We start from the raw sequence: 15709 nt of genomic DNA, 5'->3' as shown, positions 1-15709 counted from the left end.
AACAAGAGCCTGTAGAGAAAATGGACGAAGAGAAAAAGCACGCACAACGGTGTGGTGGTTATCGTCGGGACAGGCTTGGCAACACGCGCAATCTCCTTGTATTCAACGTTGGTAATACCGGGCTCACTGGGGAGTCAGGCAATAATGTTCGATCAATTGACGTAACAGACGCACTGTAGGGTCCAGACGTGACATTTCGAGGTATTCCCCCGGCTGATGCGCACAAGCGATATCGCCCGGGCCGAGCACCAGCGTTTCACAGCCAAGGCGCTGAAGATAAGGCGCTTCGGTGCCGAATGCTACTGCTGCAGCCGTATGACCGGTCAGTCGTTCAGCAACGCGCACAAGTTCAGCGTCAGCAGCCTGTTCGAAGGGCGCACACTCGGGGAACAGCGGCGCATAGTCGATCCGTACCTGGTGCAGCTCGGCCAGCGGCTCAAGCTTATGGCGAATGGCTGCCCGCAGCACCTCCGGGTCCATGCCCGGCAATGGGCGCAGGTCGAATTCCAGCGAGCACTGGCCACAAATCCGGTTCGGGTTGTCGCCACCATGAATGCAGCCCAGGTTCAAGGTCGGTTGCGGCACCGTGAACTGCGGGTTGCGGTATTGCGCCTGCCATTGCGTGCGCAGACCCTTGAGTTCGCTGATCGCGTCGTGCATGGCCTCCAGCGCGCTGTGGCCAAGGCTCGGGTCTGAAGAATGGCCGCTGCGCCCGAGGATGTGGATGCGTTCCATCATTACGCCTTTGTGCAGGCGAATCGGCTTGAGCCCGGTCGGCTCTCCGATAACTGCTGCGCGGCCCAGCGGACGTCCGGCCTCTGCCAGCGCGCGGGCGCCAGCCATCGAGCTTTCTTCATCGCAGGTGGCGAGGATCAGCAGAGGCTGTTTGAACGGCTGATCGATAAGCCCACGCACCGCCTCGATGATCAGCGCAAAGAAGCCTTTCATGTCGCAGCTGCCCAGCCCGACCCAGCGGCCATCGACTTCGGTGAGCTTCAACGGGTCGGTTTTCCACAGCGCTTCGTCGAAAGGTACGGTGTCGCTGTGGCCCGCCAGTACCAGACCGCCAGGGCCTGTTCCGTAGGTCGCCAGCAGATTGAACTTGCCGGGGGAAACCTGCTGGATGTCGCAGGCAAAACCCAGATCCCCGAGCCATCCGGCGAGCAGGTCAATGACAGGCCGGTTGGTCTGGTCCAGAGAAGGCTGCGTGCAGCTCACCGAGGGTGCGGCGATCAAGGCGGCGAACTGGTCTTTCATGGACGGCAACGGCATGGACGCTTCCTGTAATCAAGACGAAACACGGCCCATCATAGGGCCATAGCAACCCAGGAATAAACCGTTTCGGGCCATGTCCTGTACACTGACGGCCTTAGCAGCCGTTCAGTCATGGGCTGCGCTCCCGTTTATCAGTATCAGCGTTTGGATTCCCCCGGCCATGCAAAAAGAAACAGAAATCAAACTCCGCGTCAGCCGCGAGACCCTCGCTGCACTGCGCGAACACCCGTTGCTCAAGAAACGCAACAAGAGTGGCTGGGAGCGCCTTGAACTGTCGAACCAGTATTTCGATACCCCCGAGGGCGAGCTGGCACAGGCCAAAGTCGCCCTGCGCATCCGTCGCGATGGCGATCAGATCATCCAGACCATGAAGACGCGCGGGCAAAGTGTTGCCGGCCTGTCCGAGCGCAATGAATACAACTGGGATCTGAGCAAAGCCAAGCTCGACCTGAAAAAGCTCGAAGGCGATTGCTGGCCCGAGCAATTGGCCGGGCTGGACAAGAAAACCATCAAGCCGTTGTTCACCACCGATTTCATCCGTGAAAAGGCCGAAATTGCCTGGGGTCGTGGCAAGGCCAAAGTGGTGATCGAAGCTGCGTTGGACCTGGGCCAGGTGGTTGCGGGCAAGCAGAAGGAAGAAATCTGCGAGCTGGAGCTTGAGCTGCGCGAAGGCGAACCTGCCGCGCTGCTGGAACTGGCCGCCGAGCTGGCAGCGACGCTGCCGTTGATGCCGTGTGACATCAGCAAGGCGGAACGCGGTTATCGCTTGCTTGATGCCAGCAGTTACTCGCTGAGTCTGCCCGCGCCCGCCCTGAACGCTGAAACTCCGCTCGACGAGGCCTACTCGGCGCTGGCCTGGCACCTGCTGGGCAGCAGCCAGCGTCTGGCTGAGCAATACCGTTTCAACGGTCACTGGCGCTTGCTGCAGGACTGGGTCGAGATGCTCGCCGAGTTGCGTGCCCTGACCAGCAGCCTTGGCCAGGCCGCGCCACGTACCTCGACCGCGCAACTGCGTACCTCGCTGGACGCGTTGCTGGAGGACTGGCGCCCGCTGGTTCAGGCCGGGCAGGAAGATGCCGATGTACGCGGTGCCGCCCACGAGCAGTTTCTGGAAGAGTTGCAGGACACCCGTTGGGGCGAGTTCTCGCTGAACACTTCGCGCTGGTTGCTGGCGCGCAGCTGGACCACAGAGCGCAACACCCGCGGCAATCGTCAGGGCGCTGCGCTGTTGAGCAGCTGGCTGCCGCGCCTGCTGGGTGAAGAAGCTACGTCGCTGCAGCTAAGCCGCTATCAGCAGCAACCGGAAGACCTGGCCGAACAACTACCGCGCATCGAGCGCATCCAGGCCTGGCTGCACTGGGCACGCGGCGCGCTGGACCTGCCGGAGCTGGACCGCCTGTACGGCGAACTACGCAAGCTGGAAGAGCTGGCCAATCTGGACATCAGCGATGAAGTCCTTGATGCACGCGTGCAACAGGCAATCACCGTATTCCAGAGCCGCGCGTGGAAAACCCTGTTGCGTTTGTAACGGCTGGATTTCGTGGCGTTGATTATCGTCCCCACGCTCCGCGTCCGATCTTGAACATGTGGTGCGGCGCAAACTTTTGACGCAGAGCGTCACGAACTGCATGCCAACGCGGAGCATTGGCACGATAGTCATCTTGATACGTCAGTTAACTATCGTTCCCACGCTCCGCGTGGGGACGCCGTTCTGGACGCTCTGCGTCCGATCTTGAGTATTCGGTGCGGCGCAAACTTGTGACGCAGAGCGTCACGAACTGCATGCCAACGCGGAGCATTGGCACGATAGTCATCTTGATCCTTAGGTTAACTATCGTTCCCACGCTCCGCGTGGAGACGCCGTTCTGGACGCTCCGCGTCCGATCTTGAGTGTGCGGCGCGGCGCAAACTTGTGACGCAGAGCGTCACGAACTGCATGCCAACGCGGAGCATTGGCACGATAGTCAAAAGCGCACCTCGGCATCCGGTATGAGTTCAGCCTCCCTGGCGCAGCAGCGGCAGGCTGGTGGTGGATTTGATCTCTGACAGCGCCACTGTCGAGTTCACTTCCTGGATACCGGGCACCAGCGAGAGCTTTTCGAAGAAGAACCGCTCGTATGCCTCAATGTCCGGCGTCACGATGCGCAGCAGAAAATCCACCGACCCCATCAGTACATAGCACTCCAGCACCTCCGGAAAACCACGAATCGCGTCGGTGAACTCGGTGAAGTTGGAGCGCCCGTGGGCGTTAAGTTTTACCTCGGCGAAAATCTGTGTGTTCAGGCCGATTTTCTTGCGATCCAGCAACGCAACCTGACGACGAATGACCCCTTCATCCTTGAGCCGCTGAATGCGCCGCCAACAAGGCGATTGCGAGAGGCCGACCTGCTCGGCAATCTGCGCGCTGGAGAGCGACGCGTCCTCTTGTAGCAGCGCCAGAATCTTGCGGTCGTAAACGTCCAGCTCGGTTTGCATAATTAATTTTCCGCATTGGCTTTTTACGCATTAACAAGTCCAATCAAGCCTAATCCAGATGATGATGGACCAGAAATTTCTTTTTTGGCATGTAAAGATTCTCCCACTGTTCTGGAGTATCCACATGCCTGACCTTGAAGCCGTTACCGCCCCGTTGCAGCGTCCCGACAACTGGTCATCCCGGAATGCGGCATGCTGTGCGCGCTACCAAATTGTTGCTGCAGCCGAGCCTGCATTGCTTTGTCAGGTGCTGAACCTGTTTGCAATGCAGTACCTGATTCCCGACCAGCTCAGTGTGGCGCGACAAGAGAAGACGCTGCTCATAGACCTGCAAGTTGCCAGCCTGAGCTGGCACAGAGCGCAGGTGATCGGCGAAAAAATGCGCAACCTGATCGATGTCTGCTCGGTGGAGGTCGAACAGGTCGACGTTCAGAACAGCCCACAAACACATGTGGCGCTGGCGACCGGCTGAATCAATTTAGCCGCTCCGGTAATTCCCGGTCGCATAGAACGAGTAACGCTGTCACGCTTGGCGTCTACTCTTGTTCATCGCCCAATGACGAATTGCCTCAAGGAGCGCACATGGCAGCCCTGGCCCCCTCTTCACAGGATCGCTGGCTTGATCTGAATGATGTGCTGCGAGATCTGGTTGCCGAAGGCTATCTCGGCCAGGACGACGCAGAAACGGCACTCACCCAGCGTCGCAGTGCGGTGAACATCCAGCTGCATCCTCTCGAATTTCTCGCTTCGCTGCAGTTTGACGACTTGAAGCGGCCTGGCAAGAAGCTCGACCTGGAAACCCTGACCGCTTGGCTGGCCAAAGCCTGTGGCCAGCCCTACATGCGCATCGACCCGCTGAAAATCAATGTGGCAGCCGTCACGCCATTGATGTCCTACGCCTTTGCCCAGCGCCACAAGATTCTGGCCGTGGCGGTTGACCGCGAGTCGGTGACCATCGCCAGCGCCCAACCCTACGTGCGCTCCTGGGAAGGCGATCTTGCGCATGTGCTCAAGCTGCAGATCAAGCGTGTGGTCGCCAACCCGACAGACATTCAACGCATGGCGATGGAGTTTTTCAGGCTGGCCAAGTCGGTCAGCGGTGCCAGCGCGTCCGATCAGAAAATGAGCAACATGGGCAACTTCGAACAGTTGCTCAAGCTTGGTGCCAGTGATCAGGAGCCGGACGCCAACGACGCGCACATCGTCAATATCGTCGACTGGCTGTTCCAGTACGCATTTCAGCAGCGCGCCAGCGATATTCATATCGAGCCGCGCCGCGAACAGGGCACCGTGCGGTTTCGCATCGACGGGGTGCTGCATAACGTTTACCAGTTTCCGGCGCAGGTGATCATGGCGATTGTCAGCCGCCTGAAAAGCCTTGGCCGGATGAACGTCGCTGAAAAACGTAAACCGCAGGACGGACGGGTCAAAACCACCACACCCGAGAATCGCGAAGTGGAGCTGCGCCTATCGACCCTGCCGACGGCGTTCGGCGAAAAGATGGTCATGCGGATCTTCGACCCCGAGGTGCTGCTCAAGGACTTCGACCAGTTGGGCTTTTCCAGTGATGATCTGCGTCGCTGGCAGGAAATGACCCGTCAGCCCAACGGCATCATCCTGGTCACTGGCCCGACCGGTTCGGGCAAGACCACCACGCTGTACACCACCCTCAAGAAACTGGCGACCTCCGAGGTCAACCTGTGCACCATCGAAGACCCCATCGAGATGGTCGAGCCGGCCTTCAACCAGATGCAGGTGCAGCACAACATTGATCTGAACTTTGCCGCTGGCGTGCGCGCCTTGATGCGACAAGACCCGGATATCATCATGATCGGCGAAATTCGCGACCTGGAGACGGCTGAAATGGCCATTCAGGCGGCACTCACCGGGCATTTGGTGCTGTCGACGCTGCACACCAACGATGCACCCAGCGCCATCAGCCGCATGCTCGAGCTTGGTGTGCCGCATTACCTGCTCAAGGCAACCATCCTTGGCGTCATGGCCCAGCGTCTGGTGCGGACCCTGTGTCCGCACTGCAAGGCACCGATCAATCTGAACGAAACCGACTGGCAAACCCTGACCCGCCCGTGGCAGGCCCCCGTACCGCCCGGCGCGCATCAGGCGGTCGGTTGTGTGGAATGTCGCGATACCGGCTATCGGGGCCGCGCCGGGGTTTACGAGATCATGGTCATGTCTGACAACATCAAGGCGTTGATTTCCGCGGACCTGGACCTGACCGCCATGCGTCGTCAGGCCTTTAAGGAAGGGACGCGCAGTTTGCGTCTGTCCGGCGCCCAGAAAGTCTCGGCAGGGCTTACTACACTTGAGGAAGTGCTGCGAGTGACACCGCAGAGCGAGCAACGCTGATCAGGGTTGAAAGCGTTGTTCCAGACGGCCATGCATCGTGGTGATGCCAGCTAAAGTGAACTACTTGGTACACCTTGATTGAACTAGTTCGTGGCTTTGGCTATCCAACCCCTCAGAACAACCACAGTTGGAGTAACTCATCATGCGTCTCAAGTTTGCTGTCGCCACCGTAGCCTTGCTTTCCATCCCAATGGGTTCAGCGATGGCTGACACCTTCTGGCGTAATGTATTGTCCTCGGGTGCCACTACCGGTTCGACTTACCTGACCTTCAAGGATCACAAGCTGATCGTTGCCGCACAGGATGACGCAGGCAGCTTCGTTGCCAGCGACGGCGGCATCCGCGGTCCGTTCCTGGAAGCGGCCATCGAACAGGTGCGCAAAGACAATCCAGGCCTGAAAGCCACCGACATGGAACTGGCCAACGCGATCCTGGATAAAAACCTGGTCGCTGAAAACCAGTAAGCCCTGCAGGCAAATACTGCGCATAAAAAATGCCGCTCGATGAGCGGCATTTTTTTGTCCGGCAATCGGTTATTCGCCGATCGCGCTTTTGTAACCTGCAGCATCCAGCAATTTGGCCAGATCGGCTTCAGCGGCAGTTGGCTTGAGCTTGAAGATCCAGGCGCTGTACGGCTCGCTGTTGAGCGACTCGGGCGAATCGCCCAGTGCTTCATTGACCTCGACCACCTCGCCAGCAACCGGCGAGTAGATATCCGAAGCAGCCTTTACCGACTCGACGACACCGGCGGTGTCACGGGCAGCGAACACTTTGCCGATTTCCGGCAGCTCGACGAAGACCACATCGCCCAGTGCTTCCTGTGCATGGTCCGAGATGCCGACGGTCACGGTGCCATCTGCTTCAAGACGTGCCCATTCATGACTTTCGGCGAAACGCAGCTCGGCGGGAATATTGCTCATTTAGTCATCCTCAACATCGGGTCAGCGGAAAACCCGCCATAGGTTAAATCAGGGTCTTGCCGTGGCGCACAAACGCTGGCTGCACCACCCGCACCGGATACCACTTGCCGCGGATTTCCACCTCGGCCCGGTCAGCGGTTGCCATCGGAACGCGCGCCAGAGCAATGGATTTGCTCAGCGTAGGAGAGAAACTACCACTGGTGATCTCTCCTTCGCCAATTTCTGCGACACGTACCACCTGATGCGCCCGTAAAACGCCGCGCTCTTCGAGCACCAATCCCACGAGTTTGAAGGCGGTTCCTTCAGCCCGTTCGCTCTCCAGCGCCTTGCGACCGATAAAATCACGGTCGGCAGGCTCCCAGGCAATGCTCCAGGCCATATTCGACGCCAGCGGTGAAACATGCTCGCCGATGTCCTGACCATACAGGTTCATGCCTGCCTCCAGACGCAACGTATCGCGAGCGCCCAGACCGATCGGGGAGATACCCGCGCCGACCAGTTCATTGAAAAAACGCTGGGCCTCTTCGGCAGGCAGCATGATTTCCAGGCCGTCTTCACCGGTATAACCGGTGCGCGCGATGAACCAGTCGCCATCATCAAGACCTTCAAACGGCTTGAGCTGGTGGATCAGTTCGGCGCGGGCGCTTGAAACCAGCTCGGCGATACGGGTTCTGGCCTTTGGCCCCTGAATCGCGAGCATCGCCATTTCGCTGCGCGCGATCAGTTGTACATCGAAGTCGCCCAGCTGCGACTGCATCCAGGCTAGATCCTTGACCCCGGTCGCGGCATTGACCACCAGCCGATAACCTTCGGGCGTGAGGTAGACGATCATGTCATCGATGACCCCGCCTCTTTCGTCCAGCATGGCGCTGTACAAGGCTCGACCCGGGGTCTTCAGTTTTTCCACATCGTTGGCCAGCAGGTAACGCAGCCAGGTTCTGGCTTGACGGCCAACCACATCAATCACGTTCATGTGAGAGACATCGAAGACCCCACAGTCGCGACGCACCTGATGGTGTTCCTCGACCTGCGATCCGTAATGCAACGGCATGTCCCAGCCACCAAAATCGACCATTTTCGCGCCAAGGGCGAGGTGCAGGTCGAACAGGGGGGTACGCTGTCCCATGGGTTTCTCCTTCCGGGCGTGGCGAAGGTGCGGGCAGAAAAGATCGGCAAGCCCCCAATAAACCGGAGTTTGCAGCACTTACAGCTGGCCGAATTTTCTGTCAGACCGCACCAATTGCGGCGCATTGTAGCCGCAAGGTGAAGGACCCGCACCTAGCCAATCTGACGGGCAGAGCGACGAATCAACCCGATGACGGGTAATAATCCTACAAGCACCAGCGACAAAGCTGGCAATGCCGCTCGTGCCCACTCCCCCTCGCTGGTCATTTCAAACACGCGTACCGCCAGCGTATCCCAGCCAAACGGGCGCATCAGCAGGGTCGCAGGCATCTCTTTGAGTACATCGACGAATACCAGCAACGCAGCACTCAAGGCTCCCGGAACCAAAAGCGGCAGATACACGTTGAGAAACAACTTTGGTCCGCTGACCCCCAGACTGCGTGCGGCTTCAGGCAATGAGGGACGGATACGCGACAGGCTGTGCTCCAGCGGGCCGAAGGCGACCGCGATGAAACGTACAAGGTAAGCCAGCAGCAGCGCCGAAAGGCTGCCCAGCAACAACGGCTTGCCTGCACCGCCCAGCCAGCCGGAAAGCGGAACGACCAGCTCACGGTCCAGATAACTGAACGCCAGCATGATTGAAACGGCCAGTACCGAACCCGGCAGCGCGTAACCGAGGTTGGCGAGGCTGACGCCAGAGCGGATCGCAGGTGTGGGTGCCATGCGCCGCGCGAAGGCCAGAATCAGCGCCACGCTGACAGTGATCAACGCCGCCATACCGCCCAGATAAAGCGTGTGCAGAATCAGGCCGGTATAGCGCTCGTCGAGGTCGAATCGGCCGCGCTGCCAGACCCAGACAATCAATTGCAGCATCGGCACGACGAAGGCACAGAGAAACACCAGCCCGCACCATAAGCTGGCTCCCCAGGCCTTGATACCGCTAAGCGGATAAAGCGCAGCGCCACGCGGCCGTTCATTGGTCGGTCGGCTTGCACCGCGGGCGCGACGCTCGCCATACAGCAGCACCAGGACTGCCAACAGCAGCAGGCTGGCCAGTTGCGCAGCGCTGGACAGGCTGAAGAAGCCGTACCAGGTCTTGTAGATGGCGGTGGTGAACGTGTCGAAATTGAACACCGATACCGCACCGAAATCGGCCAGGGTCTCCATCAGCGCCAAAGCTACGCCCGCACCGATGGCTGGACGCGCCATTGGCAGCGCCACACGCCAGAACGCCTGCAAGGGCGTGTTGCCCAACACTCGTGCAGCTTCCATCAGCCCCTTGCCCTGCGCCAGAAACGCCGTGCGCGCCAACAGGTAGACATAGGGATAGAAGACCAGCACCAGCACGATGATCACCCCACCGGTGGAGCGCACCCGAGGCAGGCGCATGCCGGAGCCGAACCATTCACGCATCAGGGTTTGCACCGGGCCGGAAAAATCCAGCAGCCCGACAAATACAAACGCAAGCACATAGGCGGGGATAGCGAAAGGCAGCATCAGCGCCCAGTCCAGCCAGCGCCGCCCGGGAAATTCACACAGGCTGGTCAGCCACGCCAGACTCACCCCCAGCAGCGTCACACCCACACCGACACCCAGCACCAGAATCAACGTATTGCCCAGCAGACGGTACATCTGGGTTTCCAGCAGATGTGACCATATCTGTTGGTCAATGGTCTCCCACGACAGCAGCAGCACGCTCAGCGGCAATAACACCAGCGCAGCGATGGCGAAGACCAGTGGGTACCAGCGACGTTGGACAGGATGGGCCACGGTGTTCTCGAAATCGGGATGGATGAGTGAGTGACAAGTCTCTGCGTCATTGGTCTACGGCGCTGGAGCGCCCACCGTTACACACCCGGAAAATGGGGGGGATGAACCGTAGTACCAGGCCGGACATACACCTTTGTGGGAGTGAGCTTGCTCACGAAAGCAACAGTCCAAACACCTCATTTACGGGGCTGTGCCGGCCTCTTCGCGAGCAAGCTCGCTCCCACGAGTCTTATGTATAACGATAAGGCACTGGGTATTAAATCAATTCCAGCCCGCGCGATCCATCATGCGGATCGCTTCTGCCTGACGCTTGCCTGCCACTTCGACCGGAATGGTGTCGGCCTTGAACTGGCCCCAGCTCGCCACTTCTTCCGAGGGTGCCACTTTCGGGTTGGCCGGGAACTCCTGATTGACGCTGGAGAAGATCTTCTGCGCATCCGGACCGGTCATCCACTCGACCAGCGCCTTGGCAGCCTCAGGGTGCGGGGCGTACTTGGTCAGGCCGATACCCGACAGGTTTACGTGTACACCCCGGTCCGCCTGATTCGGCCAGAACAGCTTCACCGCCAGGTCAGGTTTTTCCTTGTGCAGGCGACCGTAATAGTAGGAATTGACGATGCCCACGTCGCACTGCCCGGCGTTGATCGCCTCAAGCACTGCGATGTCGTCGGAAAAAACATCGGTGGACAGGTTGTTCACCCAGCCCTTGAGGATTTTCTCGGACGCTTCGGCGCCATGGGTTTCGATCAATGTAGCGGTCAGCGACTGGTTGTAGACCTTCTTCGCGGTGCGCAGGCACAGGCGCCCTTCCCAGTTCTTGTCGGCCAGCGCTTCATACGTGGTCAGCTCGACAGGTTTCACCCGGTCAGTGGAGTAGGCGATGGTTCGTGCGCGAAGGCTCAGGCCGGTCCAGCCGTGAGTGGATGAGCGGTATTGCGGCGGAATGTTGGCTTCTATCACCGGTGAGGTGAATGGCTGCAAAATGCCCATCTGTTCGGCTTGCCAGAGGTTACCGGCATCGACCGTCAGCAACAGGTCGGCAGTGGCATTCTCGCCCTCGGCCTTGATGCGCTGCATCAATGGCGCTTCCTTGTCGGTGATGAACTTGATCTTCACCCCGGTCTTGGCCGTATATGCATCGAACACCGGCTTGATCAACTCGTCGATCCGGGACGAATACACCACCACTTCATCGGCAGCCTGAGCGGTACTGCCCAGTAAAGTCAGTGTCAGAGCAGCCAGAAGACGCTTGCTTGCCTGCATCGGGGTATCTCGCGTTCGCAAATGAGGCGAAATGGTAGTGAATCCCATTTGCTATCTCAATCGAAGCGGCAGCGGAGCCGTTACCGGATGTTTCTGGCTGACAGCCTGATCAGCAAACGGTCCTGGCTTTGGAAAAGTTCGCAACCCTGCGCAGCTTGTCCACATCGAACACTTCCAGCTGCCCTTCTCCCAGGCGCACGATCTTGCGTTCATGCAGATCCTGAAGCACTTCCAGCAAGGCCGGCGGGGATAGCGCGAGGCACTCCACGGCCTGAATGTCCTCCAGCACAATCAGGCGGCGTGCATGGCTCAACGGGCCATAACCCTCACTGAGCATCAACAGACGCCATGCGACCCTCGCTCTGGGAGGCAGTCGGCGCATTTTCTCGGGGTTCTGCAGCGGCAAACCGATTTTCTGGCTGAGTAACGCGGCAAACCAGCGCCAATATTCCGGGTGCCTGTCGAGCAATTCGAGCAGAAATTGCTGAGGGACATGCAGAAAGATACTTTGCTCCAGTGAGCAGACCTCGAAACGGCGCGGCAACCCGTCGAACAGCGAGACTTCGCCAAACCACATAGGCGCACGCATCGGCTCCACACCCGAAAGCCGCTGCTCATGGGCAGCGCCGATACGCACACAGCCCTCCAGCAACACATAAAGACCGCAAGGCAGATCGCCTTTCTCGAACAGCGTCCTGCCAGGCGTCCTGCGCTGCTGGCGAGCAGCGTCCAGCAGGCTATCCTGCAAACCGGCAGGTAAATGAGAAAACCAGTAATCGGATAGCAGTCGTGACCGCCACGACACTCCATTTGTCATTTTTGCTCCCTTTTATTTCAGGCATGCGTGTTGTACAACAATCCTGGCTCAAGCCGATCATCGTCTCAGGCAGGAATAATAATGAAAACCCTTGTCGATCATCTCAGCCAATACGCTGCGTATCACCGTGATTCACGCAATATCGTGACGCACTTCGTGGGCATTCCATTGATTGTACTGGCCGTGGCGGTACTTCTGTCGCGTCCCGGCTGGACTGTAAGCGGCGTGTGGGTTTCGCCTGCGGCCCTGCTAGCCCTGGGTTCGACGATTTTCTATCTGCGCCTGGACCGTGCACTGGGCGTGGTCATGGCAGTGCTACTGGCACTGTGCATCTGGGCCGGGGCCAACCTTGCGCAACAGGCAACCATGGTCTGGCTGAGCGCGGGCGTCGGGCTCTTTGTGATCGGCTGGATCATCCAGTTCATCGGCCATTACTACGAAGGGCGCAAACCGGCGTTTATCGATGACGTGACCGGCCTGATCATCGGCCCGCTGTTCGTGATCGCAGAGCTGGCGTTCCTGATGGGCCTGCGCAAACCGCTGCAACACGCCATCGAAGAACGCTCCGGCCCGGTGGGGCGCAATACCCGCAAGGCTGCGATTTAGCGACCGTTAACGATCAGTCTCCGCGCCTTAGCTCGTCAGTCCGCTGGTCCCGCTGGTGTTGTGCAGCCCGGCCAGCAGCAGTCGCTGATACAACTCTTCGCGCAAGCCCTGAGGCTGGTCGAGTTGCATTCGTTGCAAGTGCTCCGGGAAGGCTTCGGGGTCGGGAGCGTCCAGAGTGGCCTTGCCCAACTCGAGGATTTCGGTGAGTTTGAGCTTGCTCTTCAGCCAGTTCAACGCACGCATCAGGTCGCGCTCTTCGCCCGTAAAATCGCACCCCAGCGGGTATTCAGTAAACAGCGACGGATAGCGCGATGCCGTGTCCTTGAGGCGTTCCGGGGTGTTCTCTGTGAAGCGTGGATCAAGGCGGAAGTCCCTGGGCAGCTTCCCGGCCTTTTGCGCCTGCTCGATCAAGCCGGGTTGAAACCGCGAGTCAGTGATGTTGAGGATGCGCTCGATCACCGTGGCGTCGGTCTGACCGCGCAGATCGGCAATGCCGTATTCGGTCACGACAATATCGCGCAGGTGCCGGGGGATAGTGGTGTGGCCGTACTGCCAGACGATATTGGAGCTGACCTCGCCACCGGACTCACGCCAGCTACGCAGCATCAGGATCGAACGAGCGCCCTCCAGGGCATGAGCCTGCGCCACGAAGTTGTATTGGCCACCCACACCGCTGAGCACTCGGCCATCTTCCAGCTGATCGGCCACGGCTGCGCCCATCAGGGTGACGGTGAACGCACTGTTGATGAAGCGCGCATCGCGGCGTTGCAGGCGTTTGAGTTCTTCCTGACCGTAAAGCTCGTTGATATAGCTGATGGCAGTCATGTTGAACTGCGCCAGTCGCTCGGCGGGCAGCTCGCGCAAGCGCTCGTAGAAACTGCTCGGGCCAAGGAAAAAGCCGCCGTGCACCACCACGCCATCGGGATGGGCGTCTTCATCCAGCGTGCCCAGATTGGCCAGCCGCTGCAGCTCTGCGTCGGCATACACCTTGCGGCGCACGATGCCGGCATCGGCCAGTACCAGCAGACCGTTGACGAACATTTCGCTGCAACCGTAAAGACCGCTGGCGAACGGCTGAAGGCCGCCTTCGCGGTCGATCAGGGTCTGCCAGTTACTCATGTTCAACTCGGCCAGCAGGTTGCGCCAGGTATCGTTGTCGGCTTGCCTGGCCAGCAGTGCGCCGGTCAGCGCATCGCCCATCGAGCCGATACCGATCTGTAGCGTGCCGCCGTCACGCACCAGTGTGCTGGCATGCAGGCCGATCAAATGGTCTTGATAACCCACCGGCATGTTCGGGGTGGAAAACAGCGTGCTGCGCTCATCTTCATCAATCAGCAGATCAAAGGCTTCGATATCCAGCTCCGAGTCGCCCGGCATGTAAGGCAGGTCGGCGTGCACCTGACCCAACATGAGGATGGTTTCTCCGGCGGCGCGGCGTTTGGCGATCATGGGCAGCAGGTCGAGGGTCACGTCCGGGTTGCAACTCAGGCTAAGCTTGCCCGGGTGCTGATCGTCACGGGCCACCAGTTGCGCGACCAGATTCAGGCCGTTGGCATTGATATCGCGGGCGGCATGACTGTAATTGCTGCTGACGTAGTCTTGCTGGGCTGACTCACTGTTCAGCAGGCTGCCCGGCTGCATGAAGAATTGCTGCACGCGAATGTTGTGTGGAAGTTTGTCGCGGCGCAACGCGGCCAGAAAATCCAGTTCCGGATAGTCACCGAAGACCCGCTCCAGAAACGGTTCCAGAAACCGCGCCTGCAAACCCTCTCCCGGCGTTGGCCGCCCGAGTGTCAGCGCGGTGTAGATCGTCAGTCGTCGCTCGGGCAACTGGCTGATGCGCTGGTACAGCGCGTTGACGAACCGATTGGGCTTGCCCAGCCCGAGCGGCATGCCGAGGTGAATATGCTCGGGCAAATGCGCCAGAACGTGATCGACAGCGTGCTCGATGGAACAGGAATACGGCATCCCAGCTCTCCTGAATTGTTATTGGTGCAGCTTGGACCGGTGGCAATCTGAAATTGCTGCATGCTCGCTGCGCAACTATCGTTCCCACGCTCCAGCGTGGTAACGAGACAGCGCTTACTTCAGACCCGACATGCTCTGAATGGCGCTCTTCAGTTCGTCGTCAGTGCAATCGCCGCAGGTGCCTTTCGGCGGCATGATTCCCAGGCCTTTGATGGTGCTGGCCAGCAGGCCGTCAAGGCCGCCTTTTTGTCTGGCACGTTCTTCCCAGGCGGCCGTATCACCGGTTTTCGGCGCGTTGAGCAGGCCGACGCTGTGACACGCGACGCAATGGGCGGCGATGATGTCGTCAGGGGCTCGGGCGGTATCGGCGGCTTGCACATTGAACACCCACAACGTCAGAACGCCTGCGGTGCTCAGAATCTTCCGGGTCAGCTTCACGCATCACTCACTGCAAGGGGCGGGTCAGAAATTGGCTGGCGTTGCCGCACTGATCAATCGTGCCGGGACGTCGAACGGGTTGCGGAAGCGGTGCGGCCGGGTGCTTTCAAAATAATAGCTGTCACCGGCCTCCAGCACGTAGGTGTCGAGACCCACTACCAACTCCAGTCGCCCCTCGACGAGGATTCCGGTTTCTTCACCGTCGTGGACGAGCATTTCTTCACCGGTATCGGCACCCGGCGGGTAGGTTTCGGTAAGAAAGGCGATGGCACGGCCCTGGTGCGACTTGCCGACCAGCTTCATGGTCACGGCACCGTCCGAGATATCAATCAACTCGCTGGCCTTGTACACCACCTGCGCTGCGTTTTCCGGAACGGTTTCTTCCGAGAAAAACTCGACCATGGACATGGGAATGCCGCCAAGCACTTTGCGCAGCGAGCTGATCGAAGGGCTTACGCTGTTTTTTTCGATCATGGAGATGGTGCTGTTGGTCACGCCTGCGCGCTTGGCGAGTTCACGCTGGGACAGGCCCTTGAGCTTGCGGATCGATTGCAGTCGTTCACCCACGTCCAATGCGATATTCCCCCAGGTTTTGTCAGGTCTAGTCGAGATGAACGCCATCATGGCAACAGCGTTCAATATTTACAACACTTCGACAGACACCAGACATACAGCGGCCTGACGGA

The 15709-nt window shown here is 59.3% G+C and carries 15 protein-coding genes; 5 read left to right on the top strand and 10 right to left on the bottom strand.

All coding sequences use genetic code 11. The features are described from left to right. Positions 1 to 123 precede the first annotated feature (123 nt). On the bottom strand, positions 124 to 1272 hold the full coding sequence (argE, locus tag RYB09_RS03510; protein ID WP_058408226.1) for an acetylornithine deacetylase: 1149 nt from the start codon (positions 1270 to 1272) through the stop codon (positions 124 to 126). A gap of 163 nt (positions 1273 to 1435) precedes the next feature. On the opposite strand from argE, the gene RYB09_RS03505 reads away from it, so the two are divergent. Then, positions 1436 to 2803 carry an inorganic triphosphatase gene (locus RYB09_RS03505; RefSeq protein ID WP_058402828.1) on the top strand — a complete coding sequence of 456 codons (1368 nt, stop codon included), beginning with the start codon at positions 1436 to 1438 and terminating at the stop codon, positions 2801 to 2803. A 467-nt stretch (positions 2804 to 3270) separates the two neighbouring features. On the opposite strand, the gene RYB09_RS03500 is transcribed toward RYB09_RS03505, so the two are convergent. Beyond that, positions 3271 to 3750: an Lrp/AsnC family transcriptional regulator gene (locus RYB09_RS03500; protein ID WP_053481053.1), complete on the bottom strand. Its 480-nt coding sequence runs from the start codon at positions 3748 to 3750 to the stop codon at positions 3271 to 3273. Positions 3751 to 3874: 124 nt separating this feature from the next. Here RYB09_RS03500 and RYB09_RS03495 point away from each other — a divergent pair, with 124 nt between their 5' ends. The 3 genes from RYB09_RS03495 (at position 3875) to RYB09_RS03485 (ending at position 6580) form a co-directional block, all read left to right on the top strand. Then, on the top strand, positions 3875 to 4222 hold the full coding sequence (locus tag RYB09_RS03495; RefSeq protein WP_316887534.1) for a hypothetical protein: 348 nt from the start codon (positions 3875 to 3877) through the stop codon (positions 4220 to 4222). A gap of 110 nt (positions 4223 to 4332) precedes the next feature. After that, a complete protein-coding gene (locus RYB09_RS03490) occupies positions 4333 to 6117 on the top strand; it encodes a GspE/PulE family protein (RefSeq protein ID WP_058402743.1) in 1785 nt (594 codons plus the stop codon). Between the two features lie 142 nt (positions 6118 to 6259). Next, a complete protein-coding gene (locus tag RYB09_RS03485) occupies positions 6260 to 6580 on the top strand; it encodes a DUF2388 domain-containing protein (RefSeq protein WP_002551535.1) in 321 nt (106 codons plus the stop codon). 69 nt (positions 6581 to 6649) lie between these two features. On the opposite strand, the gene gcvH is transcribed toward RYB09_RS03485, so the two are convergent. From gcvH to RYB09_RS03460, 5 genes are all read right to left on the bottom strand, one after another. After that, on the bottom strand, positions 6650 to 7036 hold the full coding sequence (gcvH, locus tag RYB09_RS03480; protein WP_316887533.1) for a glycine cleavage system protein GcvH: 387 nt from the start codon (positions 7034 to 7036) through the stop codon (positions 6650 to 6652). Positions 7037 to 7079: 43 nt separating this feature from the next. Continuing rightward, a complete protein-coding gene (gene gcvT, locus RYB09_RS03475) occupies positions 7080 to 8162 on the bottom strand; it encodes a glycine cleavage system aminomethyltransferase GcvT (protein WP_122302920.1) in 1083 nt (360 codons plus the stop codon). Between the two features lie 152 nt (positions 8163 to 8314). After that, the gene (locus RYB09_RS03470) at positions 8315 to 9931 is read right to left on the bottom strand and encodes an iron ABC transporter permease (protein ID WP_316887531.1); all 1617 of its coding nucleotides are present in this window, start codon (positions 9929 to 9931) and stop codon (positions 8315 to 8317) included. A 261-nt stretch (positions 9932 to 10192) separates the two neighbouring features. After that, entirely contained in the window at positions 10193 to 11194 is a 1002-nt protein-coding gene (locus RYB09_RS03465; protein ID WP_058402827.1) for an extracellular solute-binding protein, read from the bottom strand. A 109-nt stretch (positions 11195 to 11303) separates the two neighbouring features. Further along, positions 11304 to 12011 carry a Crp/Fnr family transcriptional regulator gene (locus RYB09_RS03460; RefSeq protein ID WP_002551530.1) on the bottom strand — a complete coding sequence of 236 codons (708 nt, stop codon included), beginning with the start codon at positions 12009 to 12011 and terminating at the stop codon, positions 11304 to 11306. A gap of 81 nt (positions 12012 to 12092) precedes the next feature. On the opposite strand from RYB09_RS03460, the gene RYB09_RS03455 reads away from it, so the two are divergent. After that, positions 12093 to 12617, top strand: coding sequence for a DUF962 domain-containing protein (locus RYB09_RS03455; protein ID WP_316887528.1), 525 nt, complete (start codon positions 12093 to 12095; stop codon positions 12615 to 12617). Between the two features lie 27 nt (positions 12618 to 12644). Here the strand turns inward: RYB09_RS03455 and RYB09_RS03450 are convergent, their stop codons facing one another. The 3 genes from RYB09_RS03450 to RYB09_RS03440 form a co-directional block, all read right to left on the bottom strand. Further along, positions 12645 to 14585 carry an acetyl-CoA hydrolase/transferase C-terminal domain-containing protein gene (locus tag RYB09_RS03450; RefSeq protein WP_316887525.1) on the bottom strand — a complete coding sequence of 647 codons (1941 nt, stop codon included), beginning with the start codon at positions 14583 to 14585 and terminating at the stop codon, positions 12645 to 12647. A gap of 114 nt (positions 14586 to 14699) precedes the next feature. Beyond that, positions 14700 to 15023: a c-type cytochrome gene (locus tag RYB09_RS03445; protein ID WP_122258923.1), complete on the bottom strand. Its 324-nt coding sequence runs from the start codon at positions 15021 to 15023 to the stop codon at positions 14700 to 14702. Between the two features lie 24 nt (positions 15024 to 15047). Then, on the bottom strand, positions 15048 to 15596 hold the full coding sequence (locus RYB09_RS03440) for a cupin domain-containing protein (protein ID WP_004655316.1): 549 nt from the start codon (positions 15594 to 15596) through the stop codon (positions 15048 to 15050). Positions 15597 to 15709: the final 113 nt, after the last annotated feature.

This window comes from Pseudomonas syringae group sp. J254-4 (assembly GCF_032586855.1).
GTDB lineage: Bacteria > Pseudomonadota > Gammaproteobacteria > Pseudomonadales > Pseudomonadaceae > Aquipseudomonas > Aquipseudomonas amygdali.
Note: the sequence above shows the minus strand (reverse complement) of the source record. Positions and strands in the feature narration are given on the sequence as shown.

Coding starts and splice junctions, on each gene's coding strand:
- RYB09_RS03460 (WP_002551530.1), bottom strand. CDS start 12,011: ATGACAAATGGAGTGTCGTGGCGGTCACGACTGCTATCCGATTACTGG.
- RYB09_RS03505 (WP_058402828.1), top strand. CDS start 1,436: ATGCAAAAAGAAACAGAAATCAAACTCCGCGTCAGCCGCGAGACCCTC.
- RYB09_RS03455 (WP_316887528.1), top strand. CDS start 12,093: ATGAAAACCCTTGTCGATCATCTCAGCCAATACGCTGCGTATCACCGT.
- gcvH (WP_316887533.1), bottom strand. CDS start 7,036: ATGAGCAATATTCCCGCCGAGCTGCGTTTCGCCGAAAGTCATGAATGG.
- RYB09_RS03465 (WP_058402827.1), bottom strand. CDS start 11,194: ATGCAGGCAAGCAAGCGTCTTCTGGCTGCTCTGACACTGACTTTACTG.
- argE (WP_058408226.1), bottom strand. CDS start 1,272: ATGCCGTTGCCGTCCATGAAAGACCAGTTCGCCGCCTTGATCGCCGCA.
- RYB09_RS03490 (WP_058402743.1), top strand. CDS start 4,333: ATGGCAGCCCTGGCCCCCTCTTCACAGGATCGCTGGCTTGATCTGAAT.
- RYB09_RS03495 (WP_316887534.1), top strand. CDS start 3,875: ATGCCTGACCTTGAAGCCGTTACCGCCCCGTTGCAGCGTCCCGACAAC.
- RYB09_RS03500 (WP_053481053.1), bottom strand. CDS start 3,750: ATGCAAACCGAGCTGGACGTTTACGACCGCAAGATTCTGGCGCTGCTA.
- gcvT (WP_122302920.1), bottom strand. CDS start 8,162: ATGGGACAGCGTACCCCCCTGTTCGACCTGCACCTCGCCCTTGGCGCG.
- RYB09_RS03450 (WP_316887525.1), bottom strand. CDS start 14,585: ATGCCGTATTCCTGTTCCATCGAGCACGCTGTCGATCACGTTCTGGCG.
- RYB09_RS03485 (WP_002551535.1), top strand. CDS start 6,260: ATGCGTCTCAAGTTTGCTGTCGCCACCGTAGCCTTGCTTTCCATCCCA.